The organism is Pseudomonas sp. RW10S2, assembly GCF_014268985.1.
In the GTDB taxonomy this organism is placed as follows: Bacteria; Pseudomonadota; Gammaproteobacteria; order Pseudomonadales; family Pseudomonadaceae; genus Aquipseudomonas; species Aquipseudomonas wayambapalatensis.
The window spans coordinates 17,677-34,856 of record NZ_JABWRO010000017.1 but is presented as its reverse complement, the minus strand read 5'-3'; the positions used below and the strand labels follow the sequence as shown (position 1 = coordinate 34,856).

Sequence of the window (17,180 nt, the reverse complement as noted above, 5' to 3'; positions counted from 1 at the left end):
CATAGTCGCTGCTGTATCGGGCCGTGGCCGGGACAATGCCGGTACGCTGCGGTGCGACAGGTTGCCACAGTATTCCCTGCGCCACTGCTGGGCGCCCGTGGAGCCAATGCTTACCACCCACTGCGACGGGCTGTCGCAGTTGGGAGCGCCGCAGGCAACGCCTAGCATCGGCAGAGCCTGCTTTGCCGTTGTCCCATCCACGCTGCACGGCAGGCAACCCACAGCGGCCCTTCTTCGGACGGGCCGCTTTCTTTCTGGCTGGGAGAGCCGTCATGGACCACGAACTGCTGAAGATCGTCTGGTGGTTATTGATTGGCGTGATGCTGATCGGTTTTGTGCTGGGCGAAAGTCTGGACGTGGGCGCGCGGGTGCTGGTGCCGTGGCTATCGGGGCAAGGTGCCGAACCGCTGCAGCCGTCTGCGGCCGCGCCTCGGCCTATCAACCTGCTGTGGTTGCTGGCCCTGGGTTGCACGCTTGCGCTGGTCTGGCCATCGCTCGGAGGCCTGGCCTGCCTGATGGCAGGCTTGGTGAGCCTGCTGATACTGCTGCGTCGATCTGCCTGGCAAGCCGCCCGACCGCGCCAAACCTGGAGAGTGTTGGCAATCGGCCTGCTGCCGGCAGCTCTGTTGGGGGGCATGCTGGGCAACCTGCTCCTTGGGTTGCCATTCAGTCGCTGTGGTCAGGCGGGTATGCAGTTTCACGGCTCTTTGGCCGGTCTCTTCAGTCCGTTCGCCTTGCTTTCAGGTGTCGTGAGCCTGGCGATGGTCTGCCAGTGTGGCGCTACCTGGGTGATGCAGCGTGGTGGCCACTCCCTGTATCAGCCAGCAAGCCGGGTTGCAGGCGTTGCGGGCGTGATGTTCCTGGCCAGTTTCATCGTGGCTGCGATAGGGCTGGCAGCGAACGCACGCGGTTACAGCTTGTGGGCCGTGGAGCGTCCGGCCACCTTGTGCGGACCTGGCGCGTTCGTGGTGCTGGCCAACAATCCAGGTTGGCTGGCCAATTTTCAGGCCTGCCCTGCAGCCGGCCTGGCACCAGTGCTGGCCTTGTCTGGCACGATCATGAGCCTGTTCGCCTGCACCCATGCCCGGCCTCGCATGGCGCTGTTGGGCAGTGGCCTGACAGTAGGTGCAACGCTGTGCAGCGCAGGGCTGGCGTTGTTCCCCTTCATCTTGCCTTCCAGCGTGCAACCGTCTGCCAGCATGACCCTATGGAGCGCGGCCAGTGACGAAAGAACCTTGGGTACCCTGCTGATTCTCGCCAGTGTACTGCTCCCAATGTTGCTGGCGTATACCCTGGCTGCCAGCCTCAAGGGCTCGCACCTGCTGATCGAGTCCCGGCCGCTTGGTCTTGGCTTCAAAGCGAGTTGAGAAACGACAGCAGCGCCATGCGCCTGCCTCGATCCATGGCAATCACGGCATCGCGTGAGTCACGTGCTTCACCGTCATGCCACAAAATGGCCTCCAGCACATCCCGAGCCCGGCCATCGTGCAGGAACTGGGTATGCCCGCTGACCCTTGCTGTCAGCCCCAGCCCCCAAAGTGGCGGCGTACGCCATTGGCGGCCGTTGGCGCGAAATTCCTCACGGTGGTCGGCCAGCCCTTCGCCCATGTCGTGCAGCAACAGGTCGGTGTACGGAAAGATGTGTTGCTGACTCAACTCTGGCAAAGCGTGCTCACCCGTGACGTAGGAGGGCCGATGGCAGGCAGCACAGCCTGCCGCATGGAACACGGCTTTGCCCTCCAGCACCCGCGGTGTGTCGCTATCACGGCGGGCCGGTACACCCAAGGTACGGGTATAGAACAGTACCTGTTCACGAACCCTGTCGCTGACCTCAGGCGCGCCGCCCTGGGGGGCCTTGCGGCAGGCTGACTGCCGTTCGGTGCAGTCATCGCTCGGCAGCAGGCTGCTGGTCAGGCCCATATCACCGGCGAAGGCGTGGGCGTTTTGCTGATCGAGCGTAGGCTGACCGGCTTTCCAGCCGAAGCGCCCCATGCGGGTCTGCTGGCGCAGTTCGTCCCACACCTGGTTGAGCTGCCCATGCACCAGGCCACCTTCGCGAGCCTGGCGGGCTGCGTTCTGCTCCAGGTCGCTGTCGCGTATCGCTTCGAGCAAGCCCAGGCCGATCATGGGTGGCGCCACCCGTAACGACATCTGCGTCTGTGGGTGCAATGGGCCGTAACCCAACTGGCCAATGGTGAACACTGGCTGACGCAAGGTGATTTGCTCGCCGTCGGCAAGGGTGACGACCCGAGCCTGGTAATGCAGTTTCACCCGGCCCTCGGGAGCATGGCCGTCGATGGCAGCATCCTGCAACTGGCCACCGTAGGTCGGCTCGGGAATGATGCCAAGGCGCTCGATCAGCGCTGCCTGATCGGGAGGCGCCGGTATGGACAGGCGCACCAGCGAAGACAGGGCTGGCGCATCGCTGCCTACGGCCGGCGGGAAACCACGGCCATCCTTGATATGGCAGCTTTGGCAGGAGTCGGTGTTGAACAAAGGCCCCAATCCGATCCGACCACCTTGCTTGCGGTCGGCGCGGGCTGCATGCCAGTTGCCACGGAAGAAAGCATTACCGACAAAGAAGTCCATGCGCCTGGACGGACTGAGGTTCGCCACGGGCATCGAGAAGGCATCCTTGTCGAACCGTTGGACGGTGGTGGCGCCTCCGGCGAGGTGCTCGCCAGGTTCCGGTCGGGCGTTCGGGTCGCCACAGCCAGCCAGCAAGCCGGCCAGTGTTGCCGTGAGCAGGTAGAGGTTGCGCATGTGTCTACTCGCGATGATGCAGGATTGAGTGCGATGGCTGCGCACTGGAAGACGGTGCGGCAGACTAGCAAGAGGGGCTTGGTTTGCCTGGTGCGACAACCTGCCGCGGGCCTGCGCGACCTTGTCGAATGAGCCTGGTTGCCTGTAGGGTGTGGCACAGTGCCGCAGTGAGGGTACGGTGCATGTCCAACAAGGAGTGAGCAATGCAGCGACGTGAAATACTCAAGACCGTTGCCGGCGCGGTGGCGGTGGCCATGGTGGCGCCGGCGTTGGCCGCGACTGAAGGCCACGAACACCACCATGATCATGGCGGCGGCAAGCCGTTTGCAGGCGTGATCGACACCAGCAGTGATTGCCTGAAAACCGGGGAGGCCTGTCTGGCGCATTGCCTGGTGCTGTTGGGGCGGGGTGACAAGGAAATGGCGGGCTGTGCCCAGTCAGTCAATGAGCTGCTGGCGACCTGTACAGCCTTGATGAAGCTGGCCGTGCAAGGTTCCAGCTTCACACCCGCCATGGCCAGGATGGCGGCCGATGTGTGTGCCAGTTGTGAAAACGAATGCCGCAAGCACGCAGACCAGCACGCTGAATGCAAGGCATGCGCAGATGCCTGTGCCGATTGCTTGAAGGCCTGCAAGGCAATCACTGCCTGACCATTGCCTGGAGCATTTCCTTGAAAGGGGGCCGCTGTGACACACAAGCCGGGCTTGAAAAGCCCCGGCCTGTTCATTAGTGATTCCCGTGGGCAGCGTCCTTATCGACCTTGACCACGCCCTGGAACAGCGCGAACTGTTTGACCCGCTCGGTTGGCTGTTCACTTTCGGCCTGGCGCACGGCCTGGCTCAGCCGGGCCGCGTCCTGTTCGCCGAGCCCCGCGCTGCGCAGGGTAGCCGGGTCGAGCAACGAATCGCCGGCGCACAACACCACCCGCCAGCCATGAGGCCCCTTGCGCAGGAGCGCGCGGCCGCCGCGCTGGTCCTGCAGCCAGCCGGCCACCGCATGGTCGCCTTCGACAGTCACCGGGCCGACGTCCAGCGGTGCGTCGGGGCGTTCGAAGTTGTGCCGCATCAGTTGCTGGATGCTCTGTTGCTCGCTGGCGGTGTCGGCCATGGCCAGCAGCGGACTGCAGGCCAGCAGCAAGGCAAGGATCGGTGCTTTCATCTGCGTTTTCCTTTATGAGGCTGCCGACGACTGTCGGCAGCGACCGGTGAGGGCTCAGAAGCCCATCTTCACACCCAACTGCGCCGAAGTGCCGGGCATCGGGTAGTTGGTACGGTAGGCGTAGTCGCGGTCGAACAGGTTCTCCACGGCGACGAACACTTCGCCAACCTTACCCAGCGCCGGCACGGCGTAGCCCACGCGCATGTTGACCACGGTGAAGCTGTCGACCTTGGAGAAGTTGCTGGCACCGGCGGTGCGCTCTTCGGCCAGTACGTACATGTCTTTCTGGTACTGCGCGTCTGCCGACAGGCGCCAGCGGCCGATCTCGTAGGTGGTGCCCAACGACAGCGACTTCTGCGGCGCATAGGGCAGGGTCTTGAGCGACGGGTCGAGCCAGGTGAAACCGACGAAGCTGCTCCAGTTGCTGGTCCAGCGCTGCTGCCAGGTGGCTTCGGCGCCCTTGACGTTGTAGTCGCCCAGGTTGATGTAGGACGGGCTCGACACGGTCGGCGGGAAGGCAAACAGGTAGCGGTCCTGCAGCTTGTCCTTGAACACCGCCAGGTCGAGGGTGGCGCTGTCGATCGGGTTGAAGCGCACGCCCAGCTCCTGATGGTCGAGCTTTTCGGGCTTGAGGTCTTTCCAGGTTTCGCCCAGCGCCGGGATCAGGCTCGACATCACCGAAGCCTCCAGGCCTGGATAGTTGATGCCGCGCGAGGCATTGGCGCGGAATTCGACATTGTCCGACGACAGCAGCAGTCCGGCGTGGGGTGCGGTGGCGCTGTCGAAGACATTGTGGTTGTAGGTGCGCACGCCCGCCGATGGCGTCAGGGTCCAGCGGTCGTTGAGGGCGAAGGCATGGCTGACGGCGATATGTGGTGAGGTCACGCGCAGGGTAGGGGCGTCGAACTTCGCCTGCGGCGCTGGGGCAATGCGCTTGAAGTGCACTTCACCCTTGCTTTCGTCGACGTCCAGGCCCAACGCCACTTCGCCGTCTTGCCAAGGGCGCAGTTGCTCTTCCCAGCGAATGCCCTGAAGGGTGAAGTCGCTGATGGTGTCGCCGTCCAGGCCGGTCTGGTCAAGGGCGGAACCACGGCCCTCGTTATGGTAGAGCTTGAGGCTGCCATTACCCCAATCGTGCTCGTGGGCCACAGACAGCGAGGTCAGGGTGCCACGGGTGTTGAATTCGCCGTTCTTGGTCTCTGGCAGGCCTTTCTGGCCGGGATCGGATACCTGGTTGTTGGCGTGCAGCACCAGCAAGCCGGTGCTCCAGTTGTCGTTCAGGCGATAGCCCAGGCGTGCCATACCGTTGTTCAGGCGGCCGTCGCCGTCGCTGCGGTCACCGTCCGAGTGGGCGGCGCCCTGTGCCAGCAGGTAGTCGAAGTCGCCTTCGCGGCCAATCAGGCTGGCCTGTTCGGTGGCGGTACGGAAGCTGCCACCGGTCAGTTGCAGTTCGCCGTGGTGGTTATCGCCCTGTTCGGCCACCTTGGGCGTGAGGTCGATGGCGGCGAAGGTGTTGCCGAACTTCTGCGGCTGCGGGCCCTTGTACACGCTGATGCTCTGCATGGCATTGATCGGCAGCAGGTCCAGCAGCGGGTGGCCCCACACCCCCATGTAGAATGGCACGCCGTCGATGTAGGTCTTGATCTCGCTGCCCGGGCGGCTGGCACCCATACCGCGGATGTACACGGCGCCACCCTCGGCGCCGCCAAACGAACCGACCGGGTTGAAGCGCGATACGACCACGCCAGGGGTGCGGCGCAGGGCGGAGGACAGGTCAAGGGCGTTGAGGTCGCGAATCTGCTCCTGGCCGACCACGGTGGTCAGGCTGGCGAAGCTGTCAACGTTGTTCTGGTCGATGACCGAAGTGCCGACCACCGTGGTTTCGGGCAGCTCCACGCTGTCGGTCTGGGCCAGTGCGGTACCACTGGAAAGGGCAAGTGCGGCGGCGCAGCAAAGCGTCTTGTTCTTCATGCTCTGGGTGTTCCTGTTGCGATAAGTCGAGGCGGGCCAGCCCCGCGCGCATGGCGGCATCCCCAAGTGCATAGAGCCAGGGGCGTGGGGCGGGTCAGGGACAACGGATCAGGCCAGGGCAGGCGAGGCGCGGGGGTTGGCTGCGGGCCACAGGCGCCGGGGCCAGGCTGCCGGGGCTGCGGGCAGGCGGTCATCGAGCGCAGCGTGTGCGAACGGCAGGTCTGGCAGCAGGGGCGTGAACGCCAGGCCAGCGTGGCTGCACAGTGGGCAATCGAGCGTGGTACTGGCGGCCAGGTTCTCGCCTAGCCATTGTTCGAAACCGATGGGGCCAGGCGGCGCACCAGCGTGGCCGCAGAACGCGCTGCCGGCGCCATTGAGCGCCAAGCCGGTGGCCTGACCGTGGCCGATGCCACAGTGCAGCACGGCGAACAGCACGCTGGCATAGAGTATCCAGGCGAAGGCGTGGCGACTTCCTGCTGCTCGGTGCATATCCTTTGCTCGATGGCCGCTACGGTTGAATGGGGTGAGGCGCGAGTCTAGCAACGCTGCTCGATTGCGCAGGGTGCGACAGTCTGACACACCCTGCCGAGGCGACTATTGTTTCGCCACCGCTCGGCAAGGGGTGTGGCGGATTGTCGCACAAGAGTCTAGAAAGCCTTGTGCGGATTGCCAGGCGAGAATCGCAGTCGGCATCCGCTCACCTTCAACGCCACGGATCCGGTGCATGAACCACCCCCCGACACGACGCGCCTTCATTGCCTGGGCCTTGTACTTCAGTGTGCTGTTCAACGTGTTCTCCTGTGGCTTGGGCCATGGGCAGATGCTGGGGTTGGCGCTCAATGGTATCGGCGGGCAGTTCTGCTCGCTCGGCAGCGACACCTCGGCGCTGGCCGCCAAGGACCTTTCGGCCTTGCCCGACAGTGGGTTGGCAACGCCGTTCAGCTGCCCGCTCTGCGCGGCGGGCTTCATGCACCTGGTGTTCCTGGCTGCACTGGCCTGGCTGCTGTCGAACATCGACCGGCGCGCTTTCGCCCGCGCGCCCCTCGGGCATGCGCCGCCTCGCTATTGCTGGCCGTCCTCCAATCCTCGCGCCTCTCCGCGCTGAACCTCACTGCGCCACACGGACCTGTGGCCGTGTGCGCGTCTGCGGCCCATGGCAAAGGGTACAGGGCCGAAGAGGTGGCTTGCGGGCTTAACGCGCAAGCCGTTAGCCAGCGGAGCGGGTGGCGGGCCAGCAAGGTCGCACGTCGCTTCATGGAGGAGTGCCGGCGATGGACGCTACCTTACAAGTGGCGAATGAAACGCGTGGCATACGCTAGCGTCGACCTGCGCCGCGTTGCCCCGGATGCCCCGTTGCAGCGCCTGCGCGCCGTGCCGGCGAGCGCGCCACAAACACTGGCCATCGAGGACGACCTGCTGCTGTTGCGCCTCGATGCCAGCCACTCGGGCACCGGCGTACAGCGCACCTGCGAACTGTTCGGCGGGCCGCTGCTGTGCCTGACGTTCCTGGAGCAGGGCCATGTGCAGTACGCCGACCGCAAAGGCCGCTGTTGGCGTTTCGAGGCGGGGCAGAGCATCGCCCAGTTGCTGCACGCGCCACAGCAGGCCAGTCGCTTTCAGTTCGGCAGGGGCGCCAGTGGTCTGCACCTGCTCGTCGGTGAGCACACCTTGCGCCGTTACCTGGGTGAACAGCAGGCCTGGCGCCTGCTGCATTGCCAGGGCGAGGCGCCGCTGCTGCAGCATGCTACCAGCCGTGATGCGTGTAGCCACGTCCAGGCCCTGGCCACGCGCCTGGCGCAGGGGCAATGCGCGCCACTGGACACCCACTTGCATGTGCTGAACCTGTTGAGCCACCCCCTGCGCCAGCTGGCCGTGTCGTCCCAGGCCACGCCGCTGTTGCCTGCTGCTCAGGTCAAGCGACTGGAGCAAGCCCGGCAACTGTTGCACGACGAACTCGACCAGCCCCTGACCGTTTCGCTGCTGTGTCGCCGTGTCGGCCTCAGTGCGGCGAAGCTCAAGCAGGGCTTTCATGAGCTGTTCGACACCACGCCTTATCGCATGCTGCTGGAGCTGCGCATGCGGCGCGCGCATGTCTTGCTTCAAGAGGGCTGCCAGGTCGCCCAGGTGGCTTACCGGGTTGGCTACAGCCACCCCAGCAATTTCAGCGCGGCCTTCAGTGGCTATTTCGGCTTTGCGCCCAAGGAGGTCGGCAAGCGCGGTGCCGTGCCGACGTAATCCATACGTATCAGAACGCAATCCATATGAATCCAAGCCGCCAACGGATGGGCGCCCCTGTTGGGCTGGCGAACAATGGACAGGCCCTAAGCCAAGGAGCTTCACGATGAAACTTCCCGCACTGGTTGATGCCTGCGCCCAACTGAGCAGCGAAGAGATTTCCCGCTACAGCCGCCACCTGTTGATTCCCGACGTCGGGCTCAACGGCCAGCGCCGGCTCAAGAGCAGCAAGGTGCTGGTCATCGGCGCTGGTGGGCTTGGCTCGCCAACCTTGCTGTACCTGGCGGCAGCCGGCGTCGGCACGCTCGGTATCGTCGATTTCGATGTGGTCGAGGCGTCCAACCTGCAACGCCAGGTGATCCACCGCCAGTCCACCCTGGGCCAGGCCAAGAGCGACAGCGCCGCCCAGGCCATCGCCGACCTCAACCCTTTCGTCAATGTGCGCCGACACACCCTGCGCCTGGAACCGGAGAATGCCCTGGCGTTGTTCGCCGAGTACGACCTGATCCTCGACGGGACCGATAACTTCGCCACTCGCTACCTGGTCAACGATGCCTGCGTGCTGGCCGGCAAACCCTATGTCTGGGGTTCGATCTTCCGTTTCGAGGGCCAGGTCTCGGTGTTCTGGGAACAGGCGCCGGGCGGCGCGGGCCTCAACTACCGCGACCTTTACCCCGAACCGCCGCCTCCGGAGTTGGCGCCGTCCTGCTCGGAAGGTGGGGTGCTGGGCATCCTCTGCGCGTCGATCGGCTCGATCATGGCCACCGAGGCGATCAAGCTGATCACCGGCATCGGCGACACATTGCTGGGCCGCCTGATGGTCTATGACGCTCTGGACATGAATTACCGCCAGATCCGCCTGCGCCGCGCGCCGGACCGGCGGCCCATTACCCGATTGGAGGACTACCAGGCCTTCTGCAGCGGTATATCGCAAGCCCCGGTGACGGTGCCGCAGGTCAGTGCCATGGAACTGAGCCGGCTGATGCGCGAAGACCCGGCCGCGGTCCTGATCGATGTGCGTGAACAGACCGAATGGGACATCGCGCACATCCAGGGCGCACGCCTGATGCCCAAGAGCGACCAGTTGGCCGGACAGCTCAAGGCCCTTTACGCCAGCGATACGCCCCTGGTCGTGCATTGCAAGTCCGGCGCCCGTTCCCGGGCGGTAGTGCTGCAATTGCAGGCACTGGGCTTCACCCAGGTGCAGAACCTGCAAGGCGGCATCCTGGCCTGGATCGATGACGTCGAACCCGATCTGCCACGCTACTGAAAGGAAGGAGCCTCCCATGCTGATCATTTCCAGGGCGTTGCTCGATGCCGCCATGACCCATGCACAACAGCAACATCCCCTCGAAGCCTGTGGCGTGATGCCCGGCCGGCAAGGCACTGACCGGCCTTCGCGCTGGGTGCCCATGGTCAACCATGCCGGGTCGCAGACCTTCTTCCAGTTCGAGCCCCGCGAGCAGTTGCGGGTGTGGCGCGAAATGGACGCGCAGCAAGAAGAACCGGTGGTGATCTATCACTCACACACGGCCAGCGATGCCTACCCGAGCCGGGCCGACATCGACTTCGCCAACGAGCCGCACACGCACTACCTGATCCTGTCCACCGCCAGCGGTTGCGAATACCCGGTGCGCAGTTACCGCATCGCCAATGGCCAGGTGATCGAAGAGAGCCTGCGCATCGTCGACGTCGATACCCGCGCGGCCTGAGCCGCGCCGCCTCCTTCCTTATTTGATCGGCCATTGGCCGAGGAGTACGCCATGCCGGTTTTTGTCAGTGTTCCGACCCTGTTGCGCAGCTACATCCAAGACAGCAAACGCGTGCAAGCGCAAGGCACGACGGTGCGCGAGGTCGTCGACGACCTCGAACGGCGCTACCCGGGCATTCGCTCACGGCTGATGGATGTGCAGCAATTGCACCGCTTCGTCAACGTGTACCTCAACGACGAGGACATCCGCTTCCTCGACAACCTGGACACCGTCTTGGCTGACCGCGATGAGCTCACCATCCTGCCCGCTGTCGCGGGTGGTGCACGATGAATCAAGCGGCGGCGCTGCACGGCTGTCGCCTGCTCGGTGCGTTCGCCGATGAGCATGATCCGTTGCAGCGAGCCCTGGCGATGCAGGCGAGGGCGCTGGGGATTGCCGTCGAGCCTGTAACCGACGCAGGAAGCGAGCAGATCTATTGCCTGCAAGGCCAGGGGTTGGCACCCACGCATTGCCGTCTCACCGGCTGGGACGACGAAGCGCCTCGGGCCATCAGCGAATTCACCCTCCAGGCTGCCTGCGGGCTGATGGCGGTGCACGGCCGGGCCAGCGGGCAGGCCCGGGCCATCGACCTCGACTATCTCGCTCATGTGGTCGCGAGCCTGGCATTGACCGGGTTGATGGCGACGGCGTTGGCGCGTCTGCGCGGTGGCCAGGTGACGGACTGCAGCGTGTCGCTGCCAGGCGCCGGTCTGCAGTGCATCAGCCAGTACCTGGCTGGAGCAACGGCCGAGGAGGGCGCAGAGCGATTGCTAGCGGGGTGCTCGTCTGCCCGCTTGCGGCCACCCTTTGTCAGTGCCGATGGCGTGGTTTTCGAGCTGGAAACCCTGGACGCCGGCCCGTGGCTGGCATTCTGGGACGGCCTGGGCGCTGCCCGGGCCGACAGCAGCAAAGGCTGGCAGGGCTTCCTGCTGCGGTATGCCCGCGCCATTGCACCGATGCCCGAGGCGTTATGTCGGACGCTGGCTAGCCTGCCGTATGCGCAGGTCGTCGAGCACTGCACGGCGGTGGGAATGGCCGTCACGCCAGTCCATCAACCTGGCCAGCGCGATACCCTGACGCCAGTTGGTGATACGCCTTGGGCGTTCAAGCTGCATCCGGTGGCGGTGCCGTCGCGCCCATGCAACCAGGCCCTGCCATTGAGCGGCTTGCGCGTCATCGAGTCGTGCCGGCGTATTCAGGGGCCGTTGGCCGGCCATTTGCTGGCGACGCTCGGGGCACAGGTAACCCGCCTGGAAATGCCCGGCGGCGATCCGCTGCGTGGCATGGCGCCGCTGGCGCAGGGCTGCTCGGTACGTTTCGATGCGCTCAACGGCCTGAAGGCAGTGGTCGAACTGGATCTGAAGTCGGCCAGCGAGCGTGAGCAGTTGCGTCGGAACATCGCCGAGGTGGATGTGTTCCTGCACAACTGGGCCCCTGGCAAGGCCGAGGAGCTGGCGCTCGAACAAGCGGACCTGGCCCAGGTCAATCCCGCGTTGATTTATGCCTACGCCGGTGGTTGGGGCAATGCCCAGGTGCCCGTCGGGCTACCGGGCACCGACTTCACTGTGCAGGCCTGGTCGGGGATCGCCCACCTGATCGGCCAGGGCGAGGGCAACCCCGGCGGCTCGCTGTTCACCGTACTGGATGTATTCGGCGGGGTGATCGCCGCCCAGGGCATCGTCGCCGCGCTGCTGGCTCGCCATCTGCACAGCCATGCCGGGCGCGTGGACAGCTCGTTGCTCGGAGCCGCCGATCTGCTGTGCCGCTCGCGGATGACGCGTACACGCCCACTGAGCGCCGGCGTGTTCCGCTGCCAGGACGCCAGCCTGGCGATTGACTGCTGCGCCCCTGAACACCTTGAAGCCCTCGCACGCTTGTTCGACTTCCCCAGACCGTGCGTGTGGCAGACCCTGCGCGAGCCGTTGGCGCTGCAACTGGCCCGGCAGCCGGCCGCCCACTGGCAGGCGCGGTTGCTGGCCGCAGGCGTGCCTGTGGCGATCGTCTGCCAGGACCTTGCCGAACTGCAACAAGACCCACGTCTGGCGCCTTGGCTCGCGCCTGGCCGTTATACCCGCGTGCTTTCCCCATGGAGGTTCACATGAACGAATCCGGCATCATCGATCTGGTCCCCGTCACCGTCAGGCAGGCCTGGCGCGAGGCCGGCTGGTACACCGACCGACCGTTGTTCGAGTTGTTCGAGGCGCACGCGCTGGCCGAGCCCGAGAAACCGGCAGTACTGACCCTGGACGGGCAGGTGAGTTACCGCCAGCTCCACGACCAGGCCCTTCGCCTGGCCCGTGGCCTGCGTGAGCGTGGCGTGGTGGCGGGTGATGTGGTCGCCTATCAACTCGGCAACGGCTGGCAGTGCTGCGCCATCGACCTGGCCGCCGCCGTACTGGGCGCGGTGGTCGCGCCGTTCCCACCGGGGCGCGGGCGGCTGGATATCGAAGCCTTGCTCAAGCGCTGCTGTGCACGGGCGGTGATCGTCGCGCCTTGCCAGGGCGAGGTCGACCTGTGTGCAGTGGTGGAATCGTTGCGCCCTACCTTGCTGGGCTTGCGCGTACTGGTGGTCGACGGTGACGAGCGTCAGGGCTGGTCGACCTTGAGCGGGCTGCTGGCATCGGAACCGCTGACGGCGGCCGAGCGCCCCCAGGTATGCCCCGACAGCCCGGCGCGGTTGCTGGTGTCTTCCGGCACTGAGTCCGAGCCCAAGCTGGTGGCCTATTCGCATAATGCGCTGGTCGGTGGACGCGGACGCTTCCTGCAACGCATGCATCCAGAGGGGCAGGCTTTACGCGGGCTGTATCTGGTGCCACTGGGCTCGGCGTTCGGCTCCACCGCCACGGCCGGGTGCCTGGCTTGGCTAGGCGGCTCGCTGGCGGTGCTGGCGCACTTTGAAGTGGCAGATGCCATCCGCGCCATCGAGCAGCTGCGCCCGACTCACGTCTTCGCAGTGCCGACCATGTTGCAGCGGATCGCCGCCGAGCCGGCACTGGCCCAAGCCGACCGCCGTAGCCTGGTAGCGCTGGTCAGTGGCGGAGCACTGATCGACGGGCAGAGCATCCGCCGCTGTGTTGAGGCGTTCGGCTGCCCCGTGGTGAGCCTGTACGGCTCGGCTGACGGAGTCAATTGCCACAACCTACCGGATGACCCGCTGGAGGTGGTGTTGAACAGCGTCGGCACACCCAACCCTAGCGTGTGCCAGATCAAGATCGTCAATGACGATGGCCACGAACTGCCTGCGGGCGCTGTCGGCGAGATCAAGGCCCGCGGCCCCTTGAGCCCGATGCAGTATGTCAACGCGCCCGAGCTCGATCAGCGCTATCGCGATGCACAGGGTTGGGTGTGTACTGGCGACCTGGGGCTGATCGATGGGGAAGGACACCTGGTGCTGGCCGGGCGCAAAAAGGACGTGATCATTCGCGGCGGCGCCAATATCAGCCCGGCACAGATCGAGCGGCTGGCCACCGCGCACCCGGACGTTGTCAGTGCCGCCTGCGTGGCGGTGGCCGATGCCGAACTGGGCCAGCGCGTGTGCATCTGCCTGAGCCTGCGCCAGGGCGCCCGGCGTTTTGCCCTGAAGCACCTGACCGACTACCTGGGCGATCAGGGCCTGGAGAAGAACAAATGGCCGGAGTATCTGCGCTTCTACCGCGAATTGCCCCTGAGCCCCGCCGGCAAGGTGGACAAGAAAGCGTTGGCCGCCGACCTGGCGTTCCTGCAACGCACCCTGAACATTGCCTGCTGAGGAGCGCGCATGCTTGAGCATGATCAACTTCATCCCGTGGCCCGGCGCATTCGCCGGTTCGTGGACCAGCGGCTGTTACCGCTGGAGCCATGCCTGGACGCAGGCGATGCCAAGGCCGAGGACTGCCTGGCGCAACTGCAGCAGGCGGCTCGCAATGCCGGCTTGTGGGGGCAGGCCAACGGCCTGGCGCCAGGCCGGCTGCTCGACTACCTGCCCTTGGCCGAGCAGGAAGGCAGGTCTGAATATGGGCCGGCCGTGTTCGGCGCCGAAGCTGTGCTGGACGGCTACATGTTACGTCACGCCAACCCACGTCTGCAGCGCGAGGTGCTTGCGCCCGTGCTGGCAGGGGAGGCGCTTGCCAGCTATGGCATGTCCGAGCCGAACAGCATCGGATCAATACCCGCGACGCTGGCCACCCGCGCCCGTTGGTGCGGTGACCACTGGCAACTGGACGGCGAGAAGTGGTTCATCTGCCGCGCCGAGCAGGCGGCTTTCATCACCGTGGTGGCACGTACCGCCGAAGGGCCGGTGGAGCGAGCCCTGAGCCTGTTCGTGGTGCCTGCCAGTACACCGGGGGTGGAGGTTGGTGAGCGGATGAGGGTGCTGGGGCGCTATCAAGGGCAAGCGCCGGTACGCCTGAACGCGGTCCGGCTCGCAGAGGATCAGGTGCTCGGCCAGGTGGGCCAGGGATTCGCGCTGATCCAGGAGCGCCTTGCCCTGGGCCGGCTGCTGCGTGCGGCGCACTGGCTGGGCATGGCCCAGCGCTGCTACGACCTGATGGGGGCGCGCATCGTCTCGCCCCGTGGCGCCTTGGCGCGGCTGGCGGACAAGCAACTGGTGCGCCTGCGCATGGTCGAGGCGTACCAGGCCATCCATGCCGCGCGGTCGTTGCTGCACGATGCCGCGACCCGGTTCGACCAGGGCAGGAGCAATGACGTGGAGGCCAACCTGGCCAAGCTGGCTGCTTCGCGGGCCTTGAGTCTGAACGTCGACTCGGCGATCCAGATCCACGGCGCCGAAGGATTGACCGACGGTACGCCACTCTCGGGGATTTACCGGCACGCCCGCGCCACCCACTTCATGGATGGCACCGACGATGCGCTGGTCAGTGCCCTGGGGCGACAGCTGATCGGCGCCTATCAAGAAGGAGGCGGGGTGAATTTTGCCGCGCCTTCATCGTCTCCCATGAACTGGACAGGTTCAGTGGACGAGGACGGCCCCCATGCAGACTGATCACGTGCTGACCAGCCAGTCTTCCACCTGGCTGTTGCGCAGCTTGCTGGGCGCGGCCATGGCGCTGCCCATGCTGGTGTTCTATGCCATCGGCGCGCTGGGGCCTTTCCTGGTTGCCGACCTGCAGGTACCTGAACACTGGCTGGGTTACCTGACCATGAGCGCTTTTGGCCTGGCTGCGTTGCTGTCGTTAGGCGCCGGGGCCATCGTCCAACGGCTGGGCGGGCGTCGGGCGCTGGGGCTGTTGTTCGGCTGCTGCGCCGTGGCCTACACCTTGGCTGGCGTATTGCCGGGGTTTCTCGGGCTGGTGCTGGCGCTGGCCGTGTGTGGCGTGGCCCAGGCCTTGGCCAACCCGGCCACCAACCTGCTGATCGCTGAACAGTTTCCAGTGGCCGAGCGGGCCGCGACCGTGGGCTTCAAACAAGCCGGCGTGCAAGTGTCGGCGCTGTTCGCGGGGCTACTCTTGCCGCTGTTGGCCCAGTACCTGGGCTGGCGGGTAGCGCTGGTACTATTCGCGCCGTTGGCGTTGCTGCTGGGCTGGACGGCCTTGCGTCATCTACCGCGCTTACCGGGCAGTGCTCGCGGTGCCTCGACCACCCTGCGTCGGCCCTCGGCCGGGCTGGCGCTGTTGATGGCCGTGCAGTGCAGCGTGGCCATCGCCCTGTCATCGTTCGTGACCTACCTGGGCGTGTTCGCCCGTGCCCAGGAGGTGCCAGCGGTGCTGGCGGGTTCGTTGGTGGCGGTGTTCGGCGTGATGGGCATCGTTGCGCGGGTGTTGCTGACACCCCTGGCGGCGCGGCTGCGCGACGAGAGCCTGATGCTGGGTGCGCTGTGCGCGTTGGCGGCGCTGGCGGTGTTCAGCCTGAGCCGGGCTACGCCGCAAGCCTGGATCTGGCTCTGGGTCGGCAGCATCGGCATGGGGTTGACGGCGGTGGCGACCAACGCGGTGGCCATGAGCATGGTCCTGCGCGATCACGCATTCGGCGCGCCGGCGGCTTCGGCGAGCCTGCTGTCGGTGGGGTTCTTTGCGGGCTTCGCGCTGGGGCCGCCGCTGTTCGGCGCATTGCTGCGGGCTCGGGGCTACGGCCTGGTTTTGGACACGATGATCGTGGCGTTGTTGTTGGGGATGCTGCTGTGCCTGTGGCTAAGGGCCTGGCGCCGGGCGGAGCGCCGGTAGGGGTGTTACCCGTGCGGTGCCGGGCACGGCACGGGTGGCCGCATCACTTGGACATGTAGTCGATCACTGCCTGGTAATCCTCGGCGGTGCAGTCCATGCACAGGCCTCGCGGTGGCATGGCGTTGAAGCCTTCGGTGACATGCTTGACCAGTACGTCGTTGCCCTTGGCCAGGCGAGGCTTCCAGGCGTCTTGGTCGCCCTTTTTCGGCGCCATGGGCAGTTGGCCGTTGTGGCACATCTGGCAGGCGCGGTTGAACACCGCCTCTGGCTCCTGGGCCGCCTGGGCCACGCTGGCGAGTGCCAGGCAGGCAAGCATTGCAAATGTTTTTTTCATGACCGACCTCTCAGGTTTTTTATTCGAAGCCGGAGTCTATGTAAGTGTCGGTAGCTGTCAGGTGCGACAGTTTGACGCAGGTGTGGAGCATCGACTGTGCCGGCGGCATCGCCATCAAGGGTGCGGCAGGATGTCGCAGGTCGAGGGTGGTCGAGTGTCGTGCTAATTTGAAATTGGCCCGGTGTTTTGCTCTTGGCAGGGTTTTCACCGGGCCGAAAAAAAGCCGGGGCTGGTCACCAGCCCCGGCTTGGTTCTTGCCTCGGTTCTTGGTCTTCAGAGCAGGATGTAGTCGCTGAACTGGCGAATACCCGTGTGCTCGCCTTTGACCAGATGTACATAGCGTCCCGCCACCAGGTCGACTGGCAGGCAATCGTCGACGTCGAGCACAGCGTCGGCATGCGGCTTGAGCCAATCAGATGCCATGCGTTGCTTGCCCAAGCGCTTGGCCTCGGCCTTGTCGGTGGCCGCCACCACCAAGTAGCGATGCGCTTCACCGAATACCTGCCGTTCATAGCCACCCAGGTTCAGGAAGAACAGGCGCATGGCGTCAGGGCCCGGAGCCATCTGGCTCACTTCGACGCGATAGCCATCGACCCCGGCGACTTCCAGCCAAGAGTCGATGTGCAGGCCTTCGGCGCTGCCGAACCAGGCTTCGCGCAACTGGGGATGGAGCTGCTCCAGCGTTTCAGCTTGGGCGAAGACCACATCGTGGACTTCGATACGTGCTCCCGGGTGGCGTCCGCCAAGCATGACGATGCAGAGCATGATAAATCGTTAAAGGCAGCAAAAAGCCGCTGTAGTGTGAACACC

General features: G+C 65.3%; 17 protein-coding genes. 11 read left to right on the top strand and 6 right to left on the bottom strand.

Annotation, left to right across the window (positions count from 1 at the left end):
* The first annotated feature begins 272 nt into the window (after positions 1 to 272).
* A complete protein-coding gene (gene cydB / locus HU729_RS06115; RefSeq protein ID WP_186709066.1) occupies positions 273 to 1,367 on the top strand; it encodes a cytochrome d ubiquinol oxidase subunit II in 1,095 nt (364 codons plus the stop codon).
* On the opposite strand, the gene HU729_RS06110 is transcribed toward cydB, so the two are convergent.
* The gene (locus HU729_RS06110; RefSeq protein ID WP_186709063.1) at positions 1,354 to 2,763 is read right to left on the bottom strand and encodes a di-heme oxidoredictase family protein; all 1,410 of its coding nucleotides are present in this window, start codon (positions 2,761 to 2,763) and stop codon (positions 1,354 to 1,356) included. The genes cydB and HU729_RS06110 overlap by 14 nt on opposite strands.
* 203 nt (positions 2,764 to 2,966) lie before the next feature.
* On the opposite strand from HU729_RS06110, the gene HU729_RS06105 reads away from it, so the two are divergent.
* Entirely contained in the window at positions 2,967 to 3,413 is a 447-nt protein-coding gene (locus HU729_RS06105; RefSeq protein ID WP_186709051.1) for a four-helix bundle copper-binding protein, read from the top strand.
* 76 nt (positions 3,414 to 3,489) lie between these two features.
* On the opposite strand, the gene HU729_RS06100 is transcribed toward HU729_RS06105, so the two are convergent.
* From HU729_RS06100 to HU729_RS06090, 3 genes are all read right to left on the bottom strand, one after another.
* Positions 3,490 to 3,921: a copper uptake system-associated protein gene (locus HU729_RS06100; RefSeq protein WP_060497281.1), complete on the bottom strand. Its 432-nt coding sequence runs from the start codon at positions 3,919 to 3,921 to the stop codon at positions 3,490 to 3,492.
* A 54-nt stretch (positions 3,922 to 3,975) separates the two neighbouring features.
* Positions 3,976 to 5,892, bottom strand: a complete 1,917-nt coding sequence (locus HU729_RS06095; protein WP_186664748.1) for a TonB-dependent receptor — start codon at positions 5,890 to 5,892, stop codon at positions 3,976 to 3,978.
* A gap of 108 nt (positions 5,893 to 6,000) precedes the next feature.
* Positions 6,001 to 6,381 (bottom strand): DUF2946 family protein, encoded by a 381-nt coding sequence (locus HU729_RS06090; protein WP_186709049.1) that lies wholly within the window; start codon positions 6,379 to 6,381, stop codon positions 6,001 to 6,003.
* Between the two features lie 235 nt (positions 6,382 to 6,616).
* On the opposite strand from HU729_RS06090, the gene HU729_RS06085 reads away from it, so the two are divergent.
* The 9 genes from HU729_RS06085 to HU729_RS06045 all read left to right on the top strand — a co-directional run bounded on the left by HU729_RS06085 (position 6,617) and on the right by HU729_RS06045 (position 16,036).
* Positions 6,617 to 6,997: a DUF2946 domain-containing protein gene (locus tag HU729_RS06085; RefSeq protein ID WP_186664752.1), complete on the top strand. Its 381-nt coding sequence runs from the start codon at positions 6,617 to 6,619 to the stop codon at positions 6,995 to 6,997.
* 191 nt (positions 6,998 to 7,188) lie between these two features.
* Positions 7,189 to 8,127, top strand: coding sequence for an AraC family transcriptional regulator (locus tag HU729_RS06080; RefSeq protein ID WP_186709047.1), 939 nt, complete (start codon positions 7,189 to 7,191; stop codon positions 8,125 to 8,127).
* A gap of 106 nt (positions 8,128 to 8,233) precedes the next feature.
* On the top strand, positions 8,234 to 9,397 hold the full coding sequence (gene moeB / locus HU729_RS06075) for a molybdopterin-synthase adenylyltransferase MoeB (RefSeq protein ID WP_186709044.1): 1,164 nt from the start codon (positions 8,234 to 8,236) through the stop codon (positions 9,395 to 9,397).
* A gap of 16 nt (positions 9,398 to 9,413) precedes the next feature.
* Entirely contained in the window at positions 9,414 to 9,839 is a 426-nt protein-coding gene (locus HU729_RS06070; protein ID WP_186664758.1) for a M67 family metallopeptidase, read from the top strand.
* A 51-nt stretch (positions 9,840 to 9,890) separates the two neighbouring features.
* Positions 9,891 to 10,169 (top strand): MoaD/ThiS family protein, encoded by a 279-nt coding sequence (locus tag HU729_RS06065; RefSeq protein WP_186709041.1) that lies wholly within the window; start codon positions 9,891 to 9,893, stop codon positions 10,167 to 10,169.
* On the top strand, positions 10,166 to 11,980 hold the full coding sequence (locus tag HU729_RS06060; protein WP_186709039.1) for a CoA transferase: 1,815 nt from the start codon (positions 10,166 to 10,168) through the stop codon (positions 11,978 to 11,980). Before HU729_RS06065 ends, HU729_RS06060 begins: the two co-directional genes overlap by 4 nt.
* On the top strand, positions 11,977 to 13,626 hold the full coding sequence (locus HU729_RS06055; RefSeq protein ID WP_186664767.1) for a class I adenylate-forming enzyme family protein: 1,650 nt from the start codon (positions 11,977 to 11,979) through the stop codon (positions 13,624 to 13,626). The genes HU729_RS06060 and HU729_RS06055 overlap by 4 nt, the downstream gene beginning before the upstream one ends.
* Positions 13,627 to 13,635: 9 nt before the next feature.
* Positions 13,636 to 14,859: an acyl-CoA dehydrogenase gene (locus tag HU729_RS06050; RefSeq protein ID WP_186709036.1), complete on the top strand. Its 1,224-nt coding sequence runs from the start codon at positions 13,636 to 13,638 to the stop codon at positions 14,857 to 14,859.
* The gene (locus HU729_RS06045; RefSeq protein ID WP_186709034.1) at positions 14,849 to 16,036 is read left to right on the top strand and encodes an MFS transporter; all 1,188 of its coding nucleotides are present in this window, start codon (positions 14,849 to 14,851) and stop codon (positions 16,034 to 16,036) included. Before HU729_RS06050 ends, HU729_RS06045 begins: the two co-directional genes overlap by 11 nt.
* A 43-nt stretch (positions 16,037 to 16,079) precedes the next feature.
* Here HU729_RS06045 and HU729_RS06040 read toward each other — a convergent pair whose 3' ends face one another.
* Positions 16,080 to 16,370, bottom strand: a complete 291-nt coding sequence (locus HU729_RS06040) for a c-type cytochrome (RefSeq protein WP_186709032.1) — start codon at positions 16,368 to 16,370, stop codon at positions 16,080 to 16,082.
* A gap of 273 nt (positions 16,371 to 16,643) precedes the next feature.
* Positions 16,644 to 17,135 (bottom strand): DUF1543 domain-containing protein, encoded by a 492-nt coding sequence (locus HU729_RS06035; RefSeq protein ID WP_186709030.1) that lies wholly within the window; start codon positions 17,133 to 17,135, stop codon positions 16,644 to 16,646.
* Positions 17,136 to 17,180 lie beyond the last annotated feature (45 nt).

Bases quoted from the DNA above. Each gene is read 5' to 3' on its own strand.
- cydB (WP_186709066.1), top strand. From the start codon at position 273: ATGGACCACGAACTGCTGAAGATCGTCTGGTGGTTATTGATTGGCGTG.
- HU729_RS06110 (WP_186709063.1), bottom strand. From the start codon at position 2,763: ATGCGCAACCTCTACCTGCTCACGGCAACACTGGCCGGCTTGCTGGCT.
- HU729_RS06105 (WP_186709051.1), top strand. From the start codon at position 2,967: ATGCAGCGACGTGAAATACTCAAGACCGTTGCCGGCGCGGTGGCGGTG.
- HU729_RS06100 (WP_060497281.1), bottom strand. From the start codon at position 3,921: ATGAAAGCACCGATCCTTGCCTTGCTGCTGGCCTGCAGTCCGCTGCTG.
- HU729_RS06095 (WP_186664748.1), bottom strand. From the start codon at position 5,892: ATGAAGAACAAGACGCTTTGCTGCGCCGCCGCACTTGCCCTTTCCAGT.
- HU729_RS06090 (WP_186709049.1), bottom strand. From the start codon at position 6,381: ATGCACCGAGCAGCAGGAAGTCGCCACGCCTTCGCCTGGATACTCTAT.
- HU729_RS06085 (WP_186664752.1), top strand. From the start codon at position 6,617: ATGAACCACCCCCCGACACGACGCGCCTTCATTGCCTGGGCCTTGTAC.
- HU729_RS06080 (WP_186709047.1), top strand. From the start codon at position 7,189: ATGAAACGCGTGGCATACGCTAGCGTCGACCTGCGCCGCGTTGCCCCG.
- moeB (WP_186709044.1), top strand. From the start codon at position 8,234: ATGAAACTTCCCGCACTGGTTGATGCCTGCGCCCAACTGAGCAGCGAA.
- HU729_RS06070 (WP_186664758.1), top strand. From the start codon at position 9,414: ATGCTGATCATTTCCAGGGCGTTGCTCGATGCCGCCATGACCCATGCA.
- HU729_RS06065 (WP_186709041.1), top strand. From the start codon at position 9,891: ATGCCGGTTTTTGTCAGTGTTCCGACCCTGTTGCGCAGCTACATCCAA.
- HU729_RS06060 (WP_186709039.1), top strand. From the start codon at position 10,166: ATGAATCAAGCGGCGGCGCTGCACGGCTGTCGCCTGCTCGGTGCGTTC.
- HU729_RS06055 (WP_186664767.1), top strand. From the start codon at position 11,977: ATGAACGAATCCGGCATCATCGATCTGGTCCCCGTCACCGTCAGGCAG.
- HU729_RS06050 (WP_186709036.1), top strand. From the start codon at position 13,636: ATGCTTGAGCATGATCAACTTCATCCCGTGGCCCGGCGCATTCGCCGG.
- HU729_RS06045 (WP_186709034.1), top strand. From the start codon at position 14,849: ATGCAGACTGATCACGTGCTGACCAGCCAGTCTTCCACCTGGCTGTTG.
- HU729_RS06040 (WP_186709032.1), bottom strand. From the start codon at position 16,370: ATGAAAAAAACATTTGCAATGCTTGCCTGCCTGGCACTCGCCAGCGTG.
- HU729_RS06035 (WP_186709030.1), bottom strand. From the start codon at position 17,135: ATGCTCTGCATCGTCATGCTTGGCGGACGCCACCCGGGAGCACGTATC.